Origin of the sequence: Dyadobacter diqingensis, assembly GCF_024220585.1 — a bacterium.
In the GTDB taxonomy this organism is placed as follows: Bacteria; Bacteroidota; Bacteroidia; order Cytophagales; family Spirosomataceae; genus Dyadobacter; species Dyadobacter diqingensis.
Genome location: NZ_JAMXKF010000001.1, coordinates 1,240,367 through 1,259,757 on the forward strand (window position 1 = coordinate 1,240,367; position 19,391 = coordinate 1,259,757).

A 19,391-nucleotide genomic window follows, 5' to 3' on the forward strand; every position below is an offset into this window, starting at 1 on the left:
TGGCGACGTTAATGCGGCTATAACGCTGTTGCACCCGTACTATAAACCAATTAATTAACACGTCACACACATAATGGTTCCTTCTTTATTCATTTCCTGACAGGTTCGTGTCAAATCTTTGCACAGTGTACACGCCTTCAACCTGTTCGAGCTTACTGATAAGCACATCCAAATGCCGCGTATCCTGTACATATAGCCTGATATCTCCATTGAAAACACCATCTTTTGTATCGATGGTCAATCCCCGCATGTTGATATGAAGCTCGTTGGAAATAATTCTGGTAACATCGTTAATCAGACCAACACGATCCGTTCCGGAAATATACAGTCCGGCAAGGAACGCCTCGTCCTTATTCGACTCCCACTTCGCTTTGATGATACGGTTTCCATGTTTAGACATCAGTTCAGCGGCATTCGGGCAGGTTGTCCTGTGAATTTTTATACCTTCGTTAATGGTAACAAAACCGAAAACGTCATCACCGGCAATCGGATTACAACAGGGTGCCAGTCTGTAATCGATTTTATCCATATCATCACCGATCAACAGGGTATCACTGTCTGCACGGTCGCCATGGATATTTTTTAATAGTTTGGTATAAGCCTTTCCATCGGCTCCCTCAATCGGGGGAATAACAGCCGTAACAGCCTTTCTTTCCTTCGCCTCCTTATCTCTTTTAAATCTTTTTAATTCATCAAGCTGGACATATCCTTTTCCGATTTTATAGAAAAAGTCAGAAGCTGTTTTGCATTCAAAAAAGGCACGAAGCTGGTTCACAACCTCGGCTGTAAGCTCAATTCCAAGAATTTTCAGTTTCTTCTCAACCATCTGACGACCGTCCGTTTCATACCGGCGGTTATCTTCTTTCAAAAAGTCTTTGATTCTGGCGCGCGCCTTGGAAGTACGGACAATACGGAGCCAGTCTTCATTCGGCTTTTGCTTGTTGGACGTTATGATTTCAATCTGATCACCATTGTTAAGCACATAACTGATCGGAACAAGAATCCCCCCGACTTTGGCAGCCATACAATGCACGCCCACTTCCGAGTGTATATCAAAAGCAAAATCAAGCGCTGTCGCCCCGCTTTGCAATACCTTCAACTCTCCTTTTGGGGTAAAAACAAAAACCTCCTCATTGAAAAGATTTGTCCGGAATTCGTCCAGAAATTCGATGGCTGCTGTTTTATCGCCCGAACCCGTTTCCAGTGTTTCACGCACCTGGCTGATCCATTGCTCAATATTACCGCGAACCTTCGTATCATTCCCCTTGTATTTCCAGTGCGCCGCATATCCTTTTTCCGCAATCTCATCCATTCTCGACGTACGGATCTGCACCTCCACCCATTGGCCGCTCTTACTCATTACAGTCGAGTGAAGTGACTGATAGCCGTTGGCACGCGGCGTACTAAGGAAGTCCTTCAACCGATCCGGGTTGGGCTTGTAATGATCCGTTACGATGGAATAAGCCTGCCAGCAAAGCGCTTTTTCACGATCGCCCTCCTGAGAAGATTCCAAAACGATACGAATAGCAAACAAATCATAGATCTCTTCGAAAGGTTTGTTCTGCTTGCGCATCTTATTCCAAATCGAATAAATCGACTTGGGTCTGCCTTTGATGATATAATTTAAACCTGCCTGTTCCAGATCCTGAGCAATCGGCTCTGTGAATTTCGAAATAAACCGATCACGCGAGCTCTTCGTTTCTCTCAGCTTTCTCGAGATCGCGCGGTACTCCTGTGGCTCTGTATATTTCAGGTACAATTCTTCAAGCTCCGACTTGATACTATACAAACCAAGCCTGTGCGCCAAAGGGGCATAAATAAAAATAGTCTCGGACGCGATTTTAAGCTGCTTGTCACGCGGCATGCTGTCGAGCGTCCGCATGTTATGCAAACGATCCGCCAGCTTCACAAGGATTACCCGAACGTCGTCCGACAGGGTAAGCAACATTTTCCGGAAATTTTCAGCCTGCTGCGAAGTACCATATTCGAACCTGCCGGAAATTTTGGTGAGGCCGTCAATGATCTTGGCAACTTTTTTTCCGAACAACCGGTCGATGTCCTCGATACGCATATCCGTATCCTCAACCACATCATGCAACAAGGCTGAGACAATACCCGTGGTACCCAGCCCAATCTCTTCCACAACAATCTGCGCTACTGCAAGCGGGTGGTAAATATATGGTTCGCCCGATCGGCGGCGCATATCCTTATGTGCCTCCACCGATGTATAAAAGGCCTTCTTTATTAATTTTGCATCATTGTCCTTTAAAAATGGCTTGGCTGTCCGTAACAGCCTGCGGTATTTTTTAAGGATATCCTTACGCTCCTGCTCCAGATCTATGCTCAGGGTTTCAACGAGTTGCTCCAATGCTTAATAGTAATTAGTACGCTTCACCAAAATAACAAATTTTAGCGAGATTATTCAATTAAAAATTTTTTTTGAAAAATATTTTTCAAAAAGCTTGCATGTTTAAAACAAACTTTGCTACCTTTGCACTCCCAACCAACGACAAGGGTTGAAGATTAAAGAGAAAATAAGAGCGGGCGTGGCGGAACTGGTAGACGTGCTAGACTTAGGATCTAGTGCCGCAAGGCGTGGGGGTTCGATTCCCTCCGCCCGTACGAACAACAAGGGATTGACGGGGCGTCATGTTTCCTATCTGAAATAAGAAGATGAACTGCTCCGAAGTAAACCCGTCAAATGCCCTCAGGACACTGTTTTGAGGGCATTTTTGTTTTGCGTTTTATCTAAAAAAAGGACATTTACTAATATCATAAGCAACGCATGGAAGTTTTGTTAGAGAAGAGTTCGCCAACATTGGCCTCTCTTAAAGTTAAGCTAACCAAAGATGATTACCAGCCGAAGGTTGATAAATCCATTAAGGATTATACCAAACGTGTGAGTTTAAAAGGCTTTCGTCCGGGCAAAGTGCCGTCCCATGTAATCCAGCGCATGTATGGAAAAAGCATATTGGTGGACGAAGTAAACAGTCTTTTGAGCAATGCAGTAAGTACTTACATCCGCGAAAATAAATTACAGGTTGTGGGAGATCCTATCCCTAACCGTGAAAAAGCAGAAGAAGCTAACTGGGACAAGCCAGGTGATTTCGAATTTAGCTACGATCTTGGTGTTGCAACTGATTTCGAAGTTAAACTTCCTGAAATTTCTGCTGTAAAACGTTACACCATTGAAACTGACGCGAACGAACTGACTAAAACAGTTGACAGCCTTCGTGAAAGATTTGCTGACAGCATCCACCCGGAAGTAAGTGAATTGGGTGACATGGTGTTCGGTGAATTGAAGCAGGAATCAAGTGAATTTACAACCCGTACTGCAATACCTACAAAACAGGTTGCAGAAGAAAGCCAGGCGAAATTTATCGGCCTGAAAAAAGGTGATGTAGTTACATTTGATATCCAGAATACTTTTGCTGACCAGTCTGCGATTGCACACGTTACAGGAAAGAAAAAAGAAGATATCGGATCACTTTCAGGTGACTATACTTTGATCGTTGAGGATATCACCCGTTCTGCTCCTGCGGAAGTTAATCAGGAATTCTTTGACAAAGTACTTGGGCCAGGAATCGCTGACAGCGAAGAATCGTTCAACGAAAAAGTTACAGAAGTAATTAAAGGCAACTACGAACGCGAAACAGAAGCACTTCTTCGTCGTGATTTGGAAACTGCTTTGATCGATTCTATCCAGATCGACCTTCCGGGCGAGTTCCTTAAAGACTGGCTAGAACGTACTAACGAAGGTAAATTTACACGTGAGCAAATCGAGGAACAATTCGAAGATTTCCAAAAATCATTAAAATTGAGCCTTATCAAAAATAAAATCGCTGACTCGGAAGGCGTTAAAGTTGAATACCCTGAAATTCTTGAATTTACGAAACAAATGGTTCGTGGTCAGTTCGGAATGTACGGTGACGACGACAGCATGGCTGACACGATCGACCGTGTTGCAGCTGGTTACCTTGCCGATAAAGAACGCGATAACTATTCTCAGATATTCAATCAGGTTTTCGATAACAAAATCATTGATATCGTTCGCAGCCAGGTAGCTACGGATGAGCAGACAATCGATGTGGCAGGATTCGAAAAACTTGCAAAAGGTGAGGTTGCTTAATTAACTTCGTGATAATACAACGACAAGAGGCTGCAAAATTTGCAGCCTCTTGTCGTTTAGGGAATATTTGAAATATGCAGTTTCTCAAAGAAGTCAACTTTCGAAAAGTTGACTTCTTTCCTATATGAACTCGACGTCTATTTTGATACATCGTGCCTTTTCTAACCATTCCAAGCGCATAGCACTCTCAAAACCCAATCGGTTCCCGATGCTGCTGAATCTGTCTTCCGATTTCAACGGCTACAAGCGACCCGAACCGGTTCTTCCATTGATCCAGTTCATTTTGGAGCCTGGCATTGGCTGCCAACAATCTTTCGTTTTCCTGACGCAGCCATTCCGTTTCTGAAAGTGTTTTTGTTTCAAAACCTAGTAAAGCAGGCAAGGAAACGTCAAGCAGTTTGGCAATATTTTCCAGTCGGGAAAATGAAAGTTCGGTTCTTCCTCTTTCCATATCACCGTACGCGGTCGTCGACAAACCTAGCATATCGGCCATGTTTTCCTGCGACAATTCCTTTTGCAACCGCAGCTGCCGGATTCTTTCTGATGGGCTTGTTGTATCGTTCATAGTCTGTAAAGCGCAGAATAAATTTTTAGAATGAATTTCTGAAAGACTAAATTTTACTCGTATTATTGGCTTTTGAGTAATAACATCTGCAAGTTAAAAAGCATTCAAAGAATCGCTTCTCGCATTTTTCGATAAATTATAACCCAAACAGACAAGGATTATTCAATGAAATAGTCAATTTTGTGCAGGACAAAGAAACAGATCGGGATATTGATCTCCCGAAACTAAGACAAACGGCTTTTTGTTCTACCAAACATGTACTCCTTACATTACATATTATTTTAAAATTTAAAGTTTATTCATGAATAACGGAAATGAATTTAGAAAATATGCCGTTCACCATCTTGGGATGAGTGGCCTTACAGTTGACGGTTACATGAACCACACTGTTGAAAACATGACCCGTTCGGTTATTGAAGAGCGTCCGATGAACTTTCGTGAAGTGGATGTATTTTCAAGATTAATGGCCGACCGTATTATTTTTATGGGAACCGGTGTTGATGATAACATAGCCAATATAATTGTTGCACAGCTTTTGTTTTTGGAATCGGCAGATCCTAAAAAAGATATCCTGATGTATATCAACAGCCCTGGTGGATCTGTTTATGCAGGTTTGGGTATTTATGACACCATGCAGTATGTCCGTCCTGATGTCGCTACCGTTTGTACAAGTCTTGCAGCTTCTATGGGTGCAGTACTTTTGGCAGGCGGCGCAGCGGGCAAGCGTTCTGCACTTCCACATGCACGTGTCATGATTCACCAGCCATCAGGTGGGGCACAGGGCACGTCGGTTGATATCGAGATCACCACCCGTGAAATCGTTAAACTTCGTCATGAGTTATACGAAATCCTTGCCAACCACACAGGACAAACTGCGGAGCAAATCGGTTTGGATTCTGATCGTGACAAATGGCTGCGTGCTTACGAAGCAAAAGAATACGGACTTATCGACGAAGTTTTGACGCGCGATAAATAAGTTTTTTTGAATTTGATTGATACAAAATCGCCCGGAGATCCGTCTTTCGGGCGATTTTTATTTACCGGCCTATATTGAATTTGGTAACAAGCTTAAAAAGCCGGAACTTTGGCAAAATTTTCTATTGCATTGATTAAGAATAAAGTTGCTCCGTTTTCTGATACTGGTCATCTTATCATGGTAGTTCAGCACGTTTTCCGTCTTTATTTGTAATTAAAACGTGATTATTAATTTTAAGAGATAAAGTATTCACAGGAATTTCCGGGTTTTGAAACATTGCCCGCGATCCTTTTGTTATAGAACATTATCCAATAGTATTTTTCATGATACAATTATTTCCATAAGTATCTGATCAATAATAGTAAATTCAATAACTGTATATATTCACCAATGGCACAAGTTAGTTGTTCGTTTTGCGGACGCAAAAAAAATGAAGTTGAACTGTTACTCTCGGGGATAGATGCCCATATATGCAATCACTGTATTGCACAGGGGTATCAGGTTATTACGGAAGAGTTGAATTCCAAAGACGATAAAAAAGAAAAGAAGACAAAATTACCAAAGCTTAAGTCAATCCCTCCGACTGAAATCAAGCGTTTTCTCGAACAATATGTTATAGGTCAGGACGAAGCAAAGCGTTCATTGGCCGTTGCGGTTTACAACCACTACAAACGCCTTAACCAAACAGTTACAGACGATGACGTGGTGATTGAAAAATCGAATATTATTATGGTAGGTGAAACCGGAACCGGTAAAACGTATCTTGCCAAGTCCATTGCACGTATACTTCAGGTACCGTTTTGTATTGCCGATGCAACCGTTGTCACAGAAGCAGGTTATGTTGGGGAAGATGTAGAAACTATTTTGACACGTCTTTTGCAGGCTGCCGACTACAATGTGGAAGCAGCAGAGCGCGGCATCGTTTACATCGATGAAATGGATAAAATTGCACGTAAATCCGATAACCCATCCATCACACGTGATGTCAGCGGAGAAGGTGTACAGCAGGCACTTTTGAAATTGCTGGAAGGTTCGTCTGTGAACGTACCGCCGCAGGGTGGCCGTAAGCACCCGGATCAGAAAATGATCACAATCAATACTGAAAATATTCTTTTCATTTGCGGGGGAGCTTTCGATGGTATCGAACGCCATATCGCGAAACGTATCAACACGCGTCCGATCGGATTTTCGGGAGATAATCGTATCATCGAGATTTTCGACAAAGGAAATCTGATGCGTTACGTAACAGCCCAGGATTTGAAATCTTTCGGTCTGATCCCTGAACTTATTGGCCGTCTGCCGGTGCTTACACATTTGAATCCACTTGATCGTGAAACACTGCGTCGCATTTTGACTGAGCCAAAAAATGCTTTGGTTAAACAATACAGCAAGCTTTTTGCAATGGAAGGCATTACCCTTCATTTTGATGAAGAAGTTCTCGATTTCATCGTTGATCAGGCAATGCTTTGTAAACTGGGTGCCCGCGGACTTCGTGCGATTTGCGAGTCGATCATGACGGATGCTATGTTTGACCTGCCATCTCAAAAGGATGTGAAAGAGTTTACAATGACCCTGGATTATGCGCAGGAGAAATTCAGCAAATCATCCATGTCGCTATTACGTTCAGTAGCTTAGACAGTTAATACCTCATATAAAACGCCTTGCGGCTCCTCAACGGAGATGCAAGGCGTTTTTATTTCATATTCTATGGCAATAGTTCTATTTTGCATCAAAAATTGAAAAGATTATGGAAAATTGGCTGTCAAATAAGAATATCGTTATCATCGGAGGAACCACGGGTTTGGGATTTTCGGCCGCCAAAGCTTTTGTAAAACATGGTGGAAATGTGGTTGTGGTGGGAAGAAATCCTGAAAACTGTCTGGTAGCTGAACTCCAGCTCGGCAGTCAGGCGCGGGCGAAACAGGGTGACGCAACGCAACCAAACACCGCTTTGGAAGCTATTCAATTATGTATTCGTGAATTTGGAAGTTTTGACGCGTTATACCACGTAGCAGGTGGAAGCGGAAAAAAATACGGCGACGGTCCATTGCATCAGCTTACGTTAAGCGGATGGAACAATACGCTCGACCTGAACCTGACGTCCCTCATGTTATCGAATCAGGCAGCTGTCCAGGCTTTTCTGGGTATGGGCAAAGGCGGCGCGATCTTAAATATGAGCTCGGCGCTTGACTTCTCTCCTTTCCCGGGTCATTTTTCGGCACATGCCTATGCGACTGCCAAGTCAGCGGTTATCGGGTTTTCAAAGTCTATTGCTGCCACTTATGCACCAAACAATATCCGTATCAATGTGCTGGCACCATCCATTATTGAAAGCGCGCAGAATAAGGATCAGCAGATTGAAGAGTTTATCAGTGCAAAACAGACATTAAACGGTGGCCGTTTTGGCTTACCTGCTGACCTGGACGGAGCGGCTGTTTACTTCATGTCGGACCTTTCCAAATTCACCACCGGACAGACACTCACGGTCGACGGAGGCTGGAATCTGACGGAAGGTTAAGTACGAAAAGTTTTACGTATTTATTCGTGATAATTTAAATTGAAATAACCGTAACTCACTTTTCTGTTTATATTCACGTAATTTCGTCAAGCAGACACGATTTTTAGTAACGGATTTCAATTAAATATTAAATAATTTCAAAAAATATGGCTACCGGACCCATTGTTACCCTGACTATTAACCCGGCTTTGGACAAGAGTGCTAACGTTGACCGCATTGTACCGGAAAACAAGCTTCGTTGTGACACTCCAAACTTTGAAGCCGGTGGTGGTGGAATTAATGTTGCCAAGGCTATTCATCGTCTTGGTGGAAATCCGATTGCCATATTCACGATTGGCGGACCAACGGGACAGCGCCTGCACAAACTCGTGAAAAGTGAGGGTGTGGAAACGATGGTTATTGAAACCAAACAGTGGACCCGCGAAAATTTTCACGTGCTGGAAACAAGTACAGGATTTCAATACCGCTTTGGTGTGCCCGGTACAGAGTTAATGCCAACAGAGGTACGCTCAATTCTTGAAACAATCGAAGAATTTGACCCAAAACCTTCTTACATCATAGCCAGCGGAAGCTTGCCGCCGGGTGCTCCTGCTGATTTTTATGGGCAAATCGCAAAAATCGCACACAAACAGGGTGCACGTTTTATTGCAGATGCGTCCGGAGATGCGCTGAAATCGGCAACCGAAGCCGGTGTTTATCTGTTGAAGCCCAACATTACGGAGTTAAGTCAGCTCGTTGGTGTGGAAAAACTTGAAATGGACGATGTTGACGACGCTGCCCGCGCATTGATCATCCGTAATCAGTGTGAGGTTGTGGTGGTATCCATGGGTGCTATGGGTGCTATGCTCGTTACAGAAGATCAGGTCGAACATATTCCCGCACCGCCTGTGAAGAAAAAAAGTGCCGTTGGTGCCGGCGACAGTATGGTGGCCGGTATTGTCTGGACGCTTTCACAAGGCAAATCATTGAGAGAGGCTGTGAGAATGGGGGTTGCCTGCGGATCTGCGGCGACGATGAACGCCGGAAGCGAATTGTTCAAAATGCAGGATGTGAATAAGCTGATGGACTGGCTGAACCGTTACGGAAAGCGTTACTCCGGAAATTCCTGATTTTGAAGATCGCTGCGAAAAATATATTCAGGCTGCATACTACTTAAAAACCGGATATATCATAAACTATTCGGTTATAAATTATAATTTAAAAAAGAGCTTATCGTCTAAAAAACGGTAGGCTCTTTTCATAAGACATAGGGAGAAATTTAATTGACACGTCTTTTCCATGAAAACAATTATCAATGGATCAGAAACACTCACGCCGTCAATTCGCAAAGCTTGCTGCTGTAACAGCCACAGCGCTTACCTTCAAGCCCTTTTATATACTTCACGCCAAGCCAAAAGCGGATGGAGAAATTATTGGCCATGGCTCACACCGATACCGTGTTCATCAGGGTTGGGGAAACCTTGATTCTTCCAAGTTCCCGATCAACAACTGCCACGAAATGGTACAGGATAGCAAAGGGCGGCTGATTATGGTTGGCGATGAGGTGAAAAATAATATCCTGATCTATGATCGTTCAGGAAAACTGCTTGACAGCTGGGGACACGAATTTCCGGGAGGGCACGGTCTGACGCTTTGGAATGCAAACGGAGAAGAGTTTCTATTTGTCTGCGATCCCAACATCGGCAAGGTTTTTAAAACCGATATGAAGGGAAAAATCCTGTTAACCATCGAACATCCCTCAAAGGTTGGCGCCTACAAAGAAGCTGATGCATTCAAACCGACTGAAACCGCGATCGGCCCCGATGGCACGATTTACATCGCGGACGGTTATGGTTCTCAGTGGATTTTACGATACACCCCGAAAGGAGAATTTATTGACAAGTTCGGCGGTTCGGGTGACGGCGACAGCCAGTTTTCAACGGCGCACGGTATTACGGTGGATTACCGGGATAAGGCAAATCCAACTTTGCTGGTTACCTCGCGTGTCCACAATTCATTCAAACGTTTTACATTAGACGGAAAATATCTGTCCACGATTTTTCTTCCGGGTGCCTTTGTTTGCCGTCCGGTCATCAACGACGACACATTGTATGCAGGAGTTTGCTGGTCGCGTTTACGTTATTATAACCAGACTCCGAACTCCGGTTTTGTTACCATTCTTGACAAAAACAATAAAGTTATCTCCAATCCGGGTGGAACAAAACCGGAATATATTGGCGGTAAATTGCAAATGATGGTTCAGGACAAACCGATATTCATGCACTGCCACGACGTGTGTATCGATCAGGACAAAAACATTTACGTTTGTCAGTGGAATGCGAAAAAAACCTATCCTGTAAAACTGGAACGGGTTTAATGCCGAAGGATGATTTTAACGGATTAGTTTGATCAGCAAAGCGTTGACAGTCATAACGACGATGGCCAGGATTCCATAAGCCATGCCTATGGCCATTTTGGGCACTAGCCACCAGACTCCCAACAGAAATACGACAAATCCATACCCCGCAAGCAGCAATCCGTAGAGTATTCGCGCTGCTGCCTGCGGGCCTTGCTGCGAATGGGTAAAAACAGCCAGCGTTGAAGTCATGATGGGAAAAGGTGTCAGAATTCCACTCCACGTCGGGCCAAGTTTTTCGGAAAGCTGGGTCAGCAAAACCACAAATAACGTCGCGACAAACATCCGCAAGGGAATATCGTAAGTCGGATTTTTCCTATATTCTCCTTTGCCTTTTGGTTTTGGAAAGATGTACAAAACACCTGAAAGCACAATAAGGTTAAGAGCCACGGCAAAAGGAAGTGACGGTGTCCGTCCCAGGGAGGCCAGCGCAACAACAAAAAAGGCGACATAGCTAATCAAAACCGTCGGAAGCCAGGACAACCGCGGGGCAACGATTGAATAGATCAATGCGAAAAAAGTAGTACCGATGGATCCCATCAGGGCCGAGGGAATCGTCGACGCGGCGAAAACCGCTCCGTTTTCCATGGCTATAAAAAACGAGATCGGACCCGCTACCCAGGGAAAACCTCCTATCCATCCGCCAAACCCCTCTCCCCATTTCCTTACCGACAATGTGACCCCGGCGATGAGTGGAGGCATTAAAAGTATTTTTATAAGTAGAAGATCAGACACATTTAAGAAATTTAAGATGGACTGATCTGGTATTCCCATTCATAATCAGTCAGCAAATTTACTCGGTTAAAATAAAACCCATGAAGAAATTATGAATTTTTATTGCAACACAGTTGCATGAATTGTACTTTTGCAACGTTGTAACAAAACGAGTTATTCCTTGTAAACCCGTTTCACTCCTATTCTTGAACATAACCCGGACAATATAGGACTAAGAGAATTTTCTTATAGAAATCAGCTCTTTAACTTATCGATCCCCGAATAACCCGATGAAAAAATATTTTTTTTTAATCCTTTCCCTGGCAGTTATTTCCCTGGGCCATGCGCAAAACCCGACCTGTGCCTGCTTTATCCGCGGCATTGTCAAGGACCAGCATAGCGGCCAGCCTGTGGTGGGTGCGACGGTTTTGCTTATCGGGAAAAATACCGGCGTTTTTACAGATGATAAAGGACGATATGAAATCCGGAATTTATGCCCGGGGACTTATCAGCTTGAAGCCCGAATTGTTGGGTATAATGCCTATAAACAGACTATTGATCTGACGGCCGGTCACGAAGAAAACTTCAATCTGGAAGAACAGGAGGTGCATTTGAAGGATGTCGAGATCACTGCACACCGCACCGATGCCCCGTCTTCACAACCCTTAACGACCCTATCCGGCAATGATCTGGAACAGACCAGAGGACAGGCCCTTGGCGAAAGCCTGAAAGGCATTACCGGCGTCACGACGATGCAAACCGGTTCTTCCATTTCTAAACCGGTTATCCATGGCTTGCACAGCAACCGCGTGCTGATCATGAACAACGGGGTCAGGCAGGAAGGCCAGCAGTGGGGCTCTGAACACGCTCCGGAAATTGATCCTTTTGTGGCTACACGTATGTCGGTCATCAAGGGCGCCGCGGGCGTTCGTTATGGTTCTGATGCCATTGGCGGCGTTATTCTTGTGGAGCCGGAAGAACTTCCTTTCAACAAACCATTGAGCGGAGAAGTCAATCTCGTTGGTTTTAGCAACGGACGTCAGGGGGTTGCTTCATCTACTTTACAGGGCGGTGTAAAAGGATTATCAGGATTTGGCTGGCGGGCACAGGGCACGATCAAACGCGGTGGAAATATCCGTACGCCGAATTATTTCCTGGATAATACGGGTATCAGTGAAAAAAACTTTTCGATTGGCGCTGGTTATCGTAAAAAGGGTTTCGGTATCGATTTATTTTACAGCCGTTTCGACACCAAGATTGGCATTTTTTCGGGATCGCACATCGGCAGTGTCACCGACTTACTGAATGTCATCAACAATGGCGAGCCATTCGTAAAATCAGGTTTCAGTTATAAAATCGGGAGACCAAATCAAAACGTTACACACGATCTTTTAAAAGCCGAAACACATTATCATTTTAAAGACGGGAATCGCTTGCAATGGACGATCGCACAGCAGATCAATAACCGGAATGAGTATGATCTGCACGTGCCGCGGAATGATTCGATCGCTTCGCTCAATCACCCGGAGCTGACTTTCAAACTCCATACGTTAACCAATGATGTCATCTGGGATCATAAACCCATTGCCGGAAAAATTTCAGGGCAGATCGGTGTCAGCACGCTGTATCAATATAACCTGATGACCGGCCGCCCCCTGATCCCAAACTTCAATCAGTTTAATATTGGCATTTTCTGGATTGAGCGTTATGTGAAAAATGACTGGGAATTTGAAGCAGGAGCACGCTATGACTACCGGACGCTGAGTACGCACCGGATTGTAAGCCGTAAAAAAGTATCCAACGATTTTACTTTTTCCAATGGCTCGGGTACCATCGGGGCAACCCGGAATTTTTCACCCAATTTATCGGCGCGGTTAAATGCCGGTACCGCCTGGCGGGCACCCAACGTCAGCGAGCTTTTCAGCGACGGTGTACACCATGGCGCTGCGGCTTTTGAAAAAGGCGACTCGACATTACATCCTGAAAAAGCACTGAACACCATTGCCAGCGTGAAGTATGCCAGTGAAAAACTCACGATTGAAATCGGTGGTTATTATAACTATATCAAAGATTTCATTTACCTGAAACCTCAGCCCGATCCGATCCTGACCGTTCGTGGTGCATTTCCTTATTTTAAATACACACAAACGGATGCATCTTTCAAAGGAATCGATATTTCCGGTGCCTGGCAGTTTGTGAAAAACCTTACAATAACGAGCAAGCTGAGTTACCTGCGGGCTTACGACAAGCGTAATGACAGCTACCTGGTAATGATCCCTGCAAACAGGCTGGACAATCAGCTCAAATACGAACTGCCGGAACTTGGAAAATGGCATAACCTGTATTTTTCGGCTGGAAATCTTTGGGTTGCCCATCAGAAAAGAGTACCGCCAGCGAGTGACTTTTTACCTCCGCCGGCAGCGTATTCACTCTGGAATATCCAGGCAGGCGGAACAATTCACATTTCTGAGAAACAGCAGCTGGAAGTCGGGATCTCTGTCACGAATCTTTTCAATACCGTTTACCGCGATTATATGAACCGCTTCCGCTATTACTCCGACGATATTGGCAGAAATGCTTCGCTCCGCATCAAATGGAAGTTTGGCGCCTGATATGATTTCCCTATTTACAATACATAAAACAAGTAAAGTATGAAAATGAACCGTAAGTTAACCTGGATGTTGTTATTTGGCGTAGCCACCTTATTTACCCAATGCAAGGACTCCGGAGATGAGGTCGAAGTGGATGATGAAAACGAACTGATCACGTCCGTAACACTTAAATTTACCGAATCCGGGACGAATACCGTTACTTCATTCTCCTACAAAGATCCGGACGGAGACGGAGGAAATGCACCAACAAAATTCGACACGGTATCGCTAAAAGCCAACACAAGTTATACGTTGGCCGTTGAGTTCCTCGACGAAAGCAAAACGCCTGTGGATAATATTACGGAAGAAATTACTGAAAAATCGGACGAACACTTATTGGTTTTCACGCCAAGTCCAGCGTCTTTACTGACTTATACATACGGAGATAAAGACAAAAACAATTATCCGATCGGACTGACGGGAACGGCCAAGGCAGGTGTCGCCGGTACAGGAAAACTGAAAGTACAGTTGCGTCACCAACCCAATGCTAAAAACGGCACTCCCGGACCAGGCAGCGATGACGTTAATCTTGATTTTAATGTGAAAGTCAAGTAGATATCCATGATACAAAAAACGAGTTCAGATATTTTCTGAACTCGTTTTTTGTATCTTAATTATTTCCCAGACATTCGGGACATTTTCCCTGGATCAGTAAATTGAAACTTTCAGGCTGATATCCGGCCGGCAGCGCCACATTAGGGATATGTAAATTTTCCAGGCAATTGGTTTTTCCGCACTCATTGCACTTAAAGTGAATGTGGTCGTGCTGATGTTTCTCTTCCGAGCACTGATGCGAGCAAAGTGCGTACCGAAGCCCTTCATCATCCAGCACCTTATGGATAATTCCTTTTTCCAAAAAAGTTTTTAAAGTTCGGTATATCGTTACGCGGTCGTAATTTTCTCCCAACGCTCCTTCAAGATCACCATGAGAAAGCGCATTTTTTTTATTCATGAACGTCAAAAGAACATCTTCTCTGCACGTTGTCGTACGCAAATGATGGCCTTTGAGTGTTTCTCTTAACTGTTCCATTTTCAACCAATTTAATTCTTAATCTGGTTTCGGCTTTCTTAAAAACCTTCCAGTCCAAAGTTAAGTTCTAAGTTCAGCAAAATCCTCACAAAGATAAATTCTTTTCTCCGGCTTAATAAATATTGAACAAAAAACACTGCAACATCGTTGCAAGTGTTACAGATTACCGTTACTTTTGCAACCTTATTGTATTTACGCATGAAAATTAGTCATTCTCACAACAAAGCAGATTACATCGGCATACTTGGTTCATTGCTTTGTATTGTACATTGTCTTGCCATGCCTGTACTGGCGCTTGGCTCTGCTTTCGGACATGACCATCACATGCACATCGGTTTCCTTTCACTCGACTATCTCTTTATTCTGATCAACGCCGCAGCGGTTTATTTCGCTACCCGCGAACACCGGTCTGTTTTTGTAAGGATTTTGCTTTGGTCAGCTCTTCTGCTTTTTGCGGTCTCGCTTATCTTTGAAGAGCGTAACGTCGTATTCCAATGGCTTGGTTATCTTGGCTCCGCGTTGTTAATCACCGGACATCTGATCAACCTGTACATTTGCCAGTTTGCGCCACAGACAAAATTCAAAGTTTCCTGATCATTTATCATACCGGACTTCGAAACGGCTAAGATCGGGACGGACTGGACGATGCCTCCCCAGTTCGTAGTCAAAAACAGCTTTTCCCAAATCACGCATAAACGGTAACCCGATCGTCTCGTAATCATAGTGATCATCGTTGAAAATCTGGTCTTCATTACAATAAATGACCGCCGTCAGCATAAATTCTATCCCCTTTTCGAAATCGGCGATGTAGGCATTGTCGAGCAGATAACCGTAGGCATCGCCACATTTGTTGAACAAACGGATATGCCTCGGCAACCTCGTTTTTGTTCCGCCAAAAAGTAAAAACTTGCAATATCCATCGTAATAGTCGTCCGTATAATTGGCCGGAAATTCCGTTTCCACCGGGAATTGCGACATGTATTGGTATAAAAACCGGTAATCCTCAGCGGTCAGGTTGAATCTTTGCCGGGCCGGAACCTGTTCAGGAAAGAAAAGAGATTTCAGAAGCTTGTGCTGCTCTTCCAGCGCAAAGAAGTTTTTCTCCGTAAAATCGAAAGGCTCATTTACCAGAGCCCCGTTTTTCATATAACCTTTCCCCAATTTTACCGGCTCAGGTGAAATGTATTTTTTCTCCGAATATTTCCCCGGCTGCTCGTAAACCACCTTTCCGTCTTTAATGAATTTAACAGGATTGGTATAACGGTTATTTTCAGCCCCGATGGAAGATTCCAGCCGATGCGTGATTCTTACATCTTTATATCCTTTGGCATGCAGCGAGTCATTAAAATCTGCCTGCCCAATGAATTCATACAATCTGTTAAAAGCATCATTGTCGCTTGCCAATAATATCTTTCTGGCATAATGTGCTACCGATGGCAATTTATCCTCAGCGGTTGTGTCAGCCGTAACAGCGGTTTGTTCAGGACGATCCGCACCGGTAAGCATCGGCGTATTTTTGTCGATCCCCAGTTTATTTAACTTTTCCAGCGCAAGCACAACCGCGGCCAACTTCACGGTGCTGGCAGGATAAAAATATTTGGCGTTGTTAACATGATACCCGTAGGTGGTAAAATGCGGCTCATTTTTCCTGTTACGGTCTATTTTGGTATAAAGAATCTGAACTTCGTATTTGTCAGGATTATCAAGTACGCTGGCTAAATGGGTTGAGTGTTTTTTCAGAAGTTTTTCAAGAAACTGTCCGTTGTGAATGATTTGTGCAGATACCGGAGCTGAGATCATGCCGAGAATAAAGCAGGTAAATATTTTTAACGAAAGTGTTCTGATAATATCTGACGAAATCATAGGTTAACCGGGAGCACGTGTTTAACGAAGATACTATATTTTACTTTTTAAAGGACGGACAGAATTATATTTAACCACTTTCTGCCTTTACTTATTCGAATATAAACAATGGCGAATAATGGAAGAAAATAAATTGCGCAGCCGCGGCTGGTTTGGTAAGTCAGGAAAAGACGGGTTTATATACAGAGCATGGATGAAAAACCAGGGATATCCGGCAGATGAATTCGAAGGACGCCCTGTCATTGGTATCTGTAACACGTTTTCAGAACTGACTCCCTGCAACGGACATTTCCGTGAACTTGCCGAATCCGTGAAAAGAGGAGTTTGGGAAGCAGGTGGTTTCCCGTTGGAGTTTCCGGTCATGTCTCTGGGCGAAACCTTAATAAAACCGACGGCCATGTTGTACCGCAACCTGGCGAGTATGGACGTAGAAGAATCAATCCGCGCCAACCCGATCGACGGTGTGGTATTACTTTGCGGTTGCGATAAAACCACTCCTTCGTTGGTCATGGGAGCTGCCAGTGTTGATATCCCGACCATCGTCGTTTCAGGAGGCCCTATGCTTACCGGACGTTATCGTGGCAAAACCATTGGTACAAGTGATGTATGGCGTTTCAGTGAAATGTATCGTAAGGGAGAAATTTCACAAGAAGAACTTACTACTGCGGAGGCCTGTATGTGTCGCAGCCAGGGACATTGCGCGGTTATGGGAACAGCTTCCACCATGGCTTGTATGGTAGAATCACTTGGCTTGACCTTGCCCGAAAACGCGGCGATACCAGCAGCGGACTCACGTCGAAAAGTTATTGCGCACCTGTCCGGCCGCCGGATTGTACAAATGGTAAAAGATGATTTGAGATTGTCGCAGATATTAACGCGTGAAGCATTTGAAAATGCCATCATGCTGAACGCGGCTATCGGTGGCTCTACCAATTTTGTAATCCACTTGCTGGCCATCGCAGGCCGCATCGGGGTTGAGCTTTCACTTGACGATTTCAATGCTTTATGCGAAAAAATCCCGTTGCTACTCAATCTGCAACCTTCGGGCGGATATTTCATGGAAGATTTTTATTACGCGGGCGGATTGCCGGTGGTAATTAAAGAAATGCTTTCTCTGCTCCATAAAGATGCCATTACTGCCAATGGTAAAACTGTTGCTGAAAACTGTGCTTCTGCCGAATGTTTTGACACTGAGGTAATCGGAACACTGGAAGAACCGGTGAAAAATCTAACAGGTCTGGCTGTGGTTCGTGGTAATTTGTGCGTAAACGGCGCTGTGATCAAGCCTTCCGCTTCACTGAAACCGGAGCTGATGCAACACCGCGGAAAAGCAATCGTTTTTGAAGATATAGATGACTACAAAGCAAGACTGGACGACCCGGCGCTGGATGTCGATGAGAACAGTATTCTGGTTTTAAAGAATGTTGGGCCAAAAGGTTACCCGGGTATGCCGGAAGTTGGCAACATGTCGCTTCCTAAAAAACTGCTGGAAAAAGGAGTTATAGACATGGTCCGTATTTCCGACGGTCGTATGAGCGGAACCGGGTTCGGAACCGTTGTTTTGCACGTTTCACCGGAAGCAGCGGTTGGCGGTGTTCTGGCTCTCGTGCAGGATGGAGATATCATTGAACTGGATGTTGCAAACAGAAAGCTGAATCTGGAAGTTTCGGATGAAGAATTGGAACAACGCCGGAAATTATGGAAACCGCTGGATATGGGTTACAACCGTGGTTACGTTAATCTTCATATAAACCACGTCACCCAGGCGCACGAAGGTGCGGATCTGGACTTCCTGAGAGGTGGATCGGGAGACAAAGTGACGCGTGATTCGCATTAAGTGTTTGGGGGAGCCCGTCGGATGGCTTTTTTGCCATCCGACGGGTAAACAACAAGATTGAAACCAAATCAACACACACCGATACCAGTTCAATAAGCTATGTTTACAGCATAGCATCAACCACACACACTTATGGAATTTAGATCAAACACACTTTATCACGTGTATAACAGGGGAAATAATGCTCAAAAAATCTTTTTTAACTATGGCAATTATATTTATTTCCTGAAAAAGATAAACGATCACCTGCTCAAACATTGTGATCTGCTGGCTTATTGTCTGATGCCCAATCACTTTCATTTCCTGATAGCTTCAAAAGAAAATATACAGGACAACTCGATAAATAAGGCTATTCAGATTATTTTAAGTTCCTATTCTCAGGCGATTAACAAGCAAGAAAACAGAACGGGCTCGTTGTTTCAGCAACATACCAAAGCAAAATCATTAGAGAACAATACGCAGCATGCAGAAATTTGTTTTCACTATATTCATCAAAATCCGCTGCGGGCGGGCTTGGTGAGCGCAATTGAAAATTGGGAATTTAGTTCAGCAAAGAGTTATGCGCTGACAAGAAATGATAAAATGTGTAACTTGGAAAAAGCACGACTACTGTTGAACATTCCGGAAAATGGTAGTGAATTTTTAAAATTGTCAAACCAGGTTATTGAAAAAGAATATCTGGATAAAATACTTTAAGTGACCTCAATGGTGTC

General features: G+C 44.1%; 16 protein-coding genes and 1 tRNA gene. 12 read left to right on the plus strand and 5 right to left on the minus strand.

All coding sequences use genetic code 11. The features are described from left to right. Positions 1–85: 85 nt before the first annotated feature. Positions 86–2,368 carry a RelA/SpoT family protein gene (locus M1L62_RS04970; RefSeq protein ID WP_254411897.1) on the minus strand — a complete coding sequence of 761 codons (2,283 nt, stop codon included), beginning with the start codon at positions 2,366–2,368 and terminating at the stop codon, positions 86–88. A gap of 172 nt (positions 2,369–2,540) precedes the next feature. Here M1L62_RS04970 and M1L62_RS04975 point away from each other — a divergent pair. Continuing rightward, positions 2,541–2,622 (plus strand) — tRNA-Leu (locus tag M1L62_RS04975). Positions 2,623–2,785: 163 nt separating this feature from the next. Further along, positions 2,786–4,129, plus strand: a complete 1,344-nt coding sequence (gene tig / locus M1L62_RS04980) for a trigger factor (RefSeq protein WP_254411898.1) — start codon at positions 2,786–2,788, stop codon at positions 4,127–4,129. A gap of 187 nt (positions 4,130–4,316) precedes the next feature. On the opposite strand, the gene M1L62_RS04985 is transcribed toward tig, so the two are convergent. Next, on the minus strand, positions 4,317–4,694 hold the full coding sequence (locus M1L62_RS04985; protein WP_254411899.1) for a helix-turn-helix domain-containing protein: 378 nt from the start codon (positions 4,692–4,694) through the stop codon (positions 4,317–4,319). 301 nt (positions 4,695–4,995) lie between these two features. On the opposite strand from M1L62_RS04985, the gene M1L62_RS04990 reads away from it, so the two are divergent. The 5 genes from M1L62_RS04990 to M1L62_RS05010 all read left to right on the plus strand — a co-directional run bounded on the left by M1L62_RS04990 (position 4,996) and on the right by M1L62_RS05010 (position 10,544). Further along, a complete protein-coding gene (locus tag M1L62_RS04990) occupies positions 4,996–5,670 on the plus strand; it encodes a ClpP family protease (RefSeq protein WP_254411900.1) in 675 nt (224 codons plus the stop codon). Positions 5,671–6,060: 390 nt separating this feature from the next. Beyond that, positions 6,061–7,305, plus strand: coding sequence for an ATP-dependent Clp protease ATP-binding subunit ClpX (gene clpX, locus M1L62_RS04995; RefSeq protein WP_254411901.1), 1,245 nt, complete (start codon positions 6,061–6,063; stop codon positions 7,303–7,305). 112 nt (positions 7,306–7,417) lie between these two features. Next, positions 7,418–8,188 carry an SDR family NAD(P)-dependent oxidoreductase gene (locus M1L62_RS05000; protein WP_254411902.1) on the plus strand — a complete coding sequence of 257 codons (771 nt, stop codon included), beginning with the start codon at positions 7,418–7,420 and terminating at the stop codon, positions 8,186–8,188. Positions 8,189–8,334: 146 nt separating this feature from the next. Next, positions 8,335–9,297 carry a 1-phosphofructokinase family hexose kinase gene (locus tag M1L62_RS05005; RefSeq protein ID WP_254411903.1) on the plus strand — a complete coding sequence of 321 codons (963 nt, stop codon included), beginning with the start codon at positions 8,335–8,337 and terminating at the stop codon, positions 9,295–9,297. Positions 9,298–9,482: 185 nt separating this feature from the next. Beyond that, a complete protein-coding gene (locus M1L62_RS05010) occupies positions 9,483–10,544 on the plus strand; it encodes an NHL repeat-containing protein (protein WP_254411904.1) in 1,062 nt (353 codons plus the stop codon). A 15-nt stretch (positions 10,545–10,559) separates the two neighbouring features. Here M1L62_RS05010 and M1L62_RS05015 read toward each other — a convergent pair whose 3' ends face one another. Then, complete coding sequence (locus M1L62_RS05015; RefSeq protein WP_254411905.1) at positions 10,560–11,285, minus strand: hypothetical protein; 726 nt, start codon at positions 11,283–11,285, stop codon at positions 10,560–10,562. A gap of 302 nt (positions 11,286–11,587) precedes the next feature. Here M1L62_RS05015 and M1L62_RS05020 point away from each other — a divergent pair, with 302 nt between their 5' ends. Together M1L62_RS05020 and M1L62_RS05025 are read left to right on the plus strand one after the other, a co-directional pair. Continuing rightward, the gene (locus M1L62_RS05020) at positions 11,588–13,909 is read left to right on the plus strand and encodes a TonB-dependent receptor (protein WP_254411906.1); all 2,322 of its coding nucleotides are present in this window, start codon (positions 11,588–11,590) and stop codon (positions 13,907–13,909) included. Between the two features lie 39 nt (positions 13,910–13,948). After that, the gene (locus M1L62_RS05025) at positions 13,949–14,503 is read left to right on the plus strand and encodes a hypothetical protein (RefSeq protein WP_254411907.1); all 555 of its coding nucleotides are present in this window, start codon (positions 13,949–13,951) and stop codon (positions 14,501–14,503) included. Between the two features lie 55 nt (positions 14,504–14,558). On the opposite strand, the gene M1L62_RS05030 is transcribed toward M1L62_RS05025, so the two are convergent. Then, the gene (locus tag M1L62_RS05030; protein WP_254411908.1) at positions 14,559–14,978 is read right to left on the minus strand and encodes a Fur family transcriptional regulator; all 420 of its coding nucleotides are present in this window, start codon (positions 14,976–14,978) and stop codon (positions 14,559–14,561) included. A gap of 198 nt (positions 14,979–15,176) precedes the next feature. Between M1L62_RS05030 and M1L62_RS05035 the strand changes: the two genes are divergently transcribed. Then, on the plus strand, positions 15,177–15,572 hold the full coding sequence (locus M1L62_RS05035; protein WP_254411909.1) for a MerC domain-containing protein: 396 nt from the start codon (positions 15,177–15,179) through the stop codon (positions 15,570–15,572). Here M1L62_RS05035 and M1L62_RS05040 read toward each other — a convergent pair whose 3' ends face one another. Continuing rightward, the gene (locus tag M1L62_RS05040; protein WP_254411910.1) at positions 15,573–16,841 is read right to left on the minus strand and encodes a serine hydrolase; all 1,269 of its coding nucleotides are present in this window, start codon (positions 16,839–16,841) and stop codon (positions 15,573–15,575) included. 118 nt (positions 16,842–16,959) lie between these two features. Here M1L62_RS05040 and M1L62_RS05045 point away from each other — a divergent pair, with 118 nt between their 5' ends. After that, the gene (locus tag M1L62_RS05045) at positions 16,960–18,678 is read left to right on the plus strand and encodes an IlvD/Edd family dehydratase (RefSeq protein WP_254411911.1); all 1,719 of its coding nucleotides are present in this window, start codon (positions 16,960–16,962) and stop codon (positions 18,676–18,678) included. A gap of 132 nt (positions 18,679–18,810) precedes the next feature. Then, positions 18,811–19,374, plus strand: coding sequence for a transposase (locus M1L62_RS05050; protein WP_254411912.1), 564 nt, complete (start codon positions 18,811–18,813; stop codon positions 19,372–19,374). Positions 19,375–19,391: the final 17 nt, after the last annotated feature.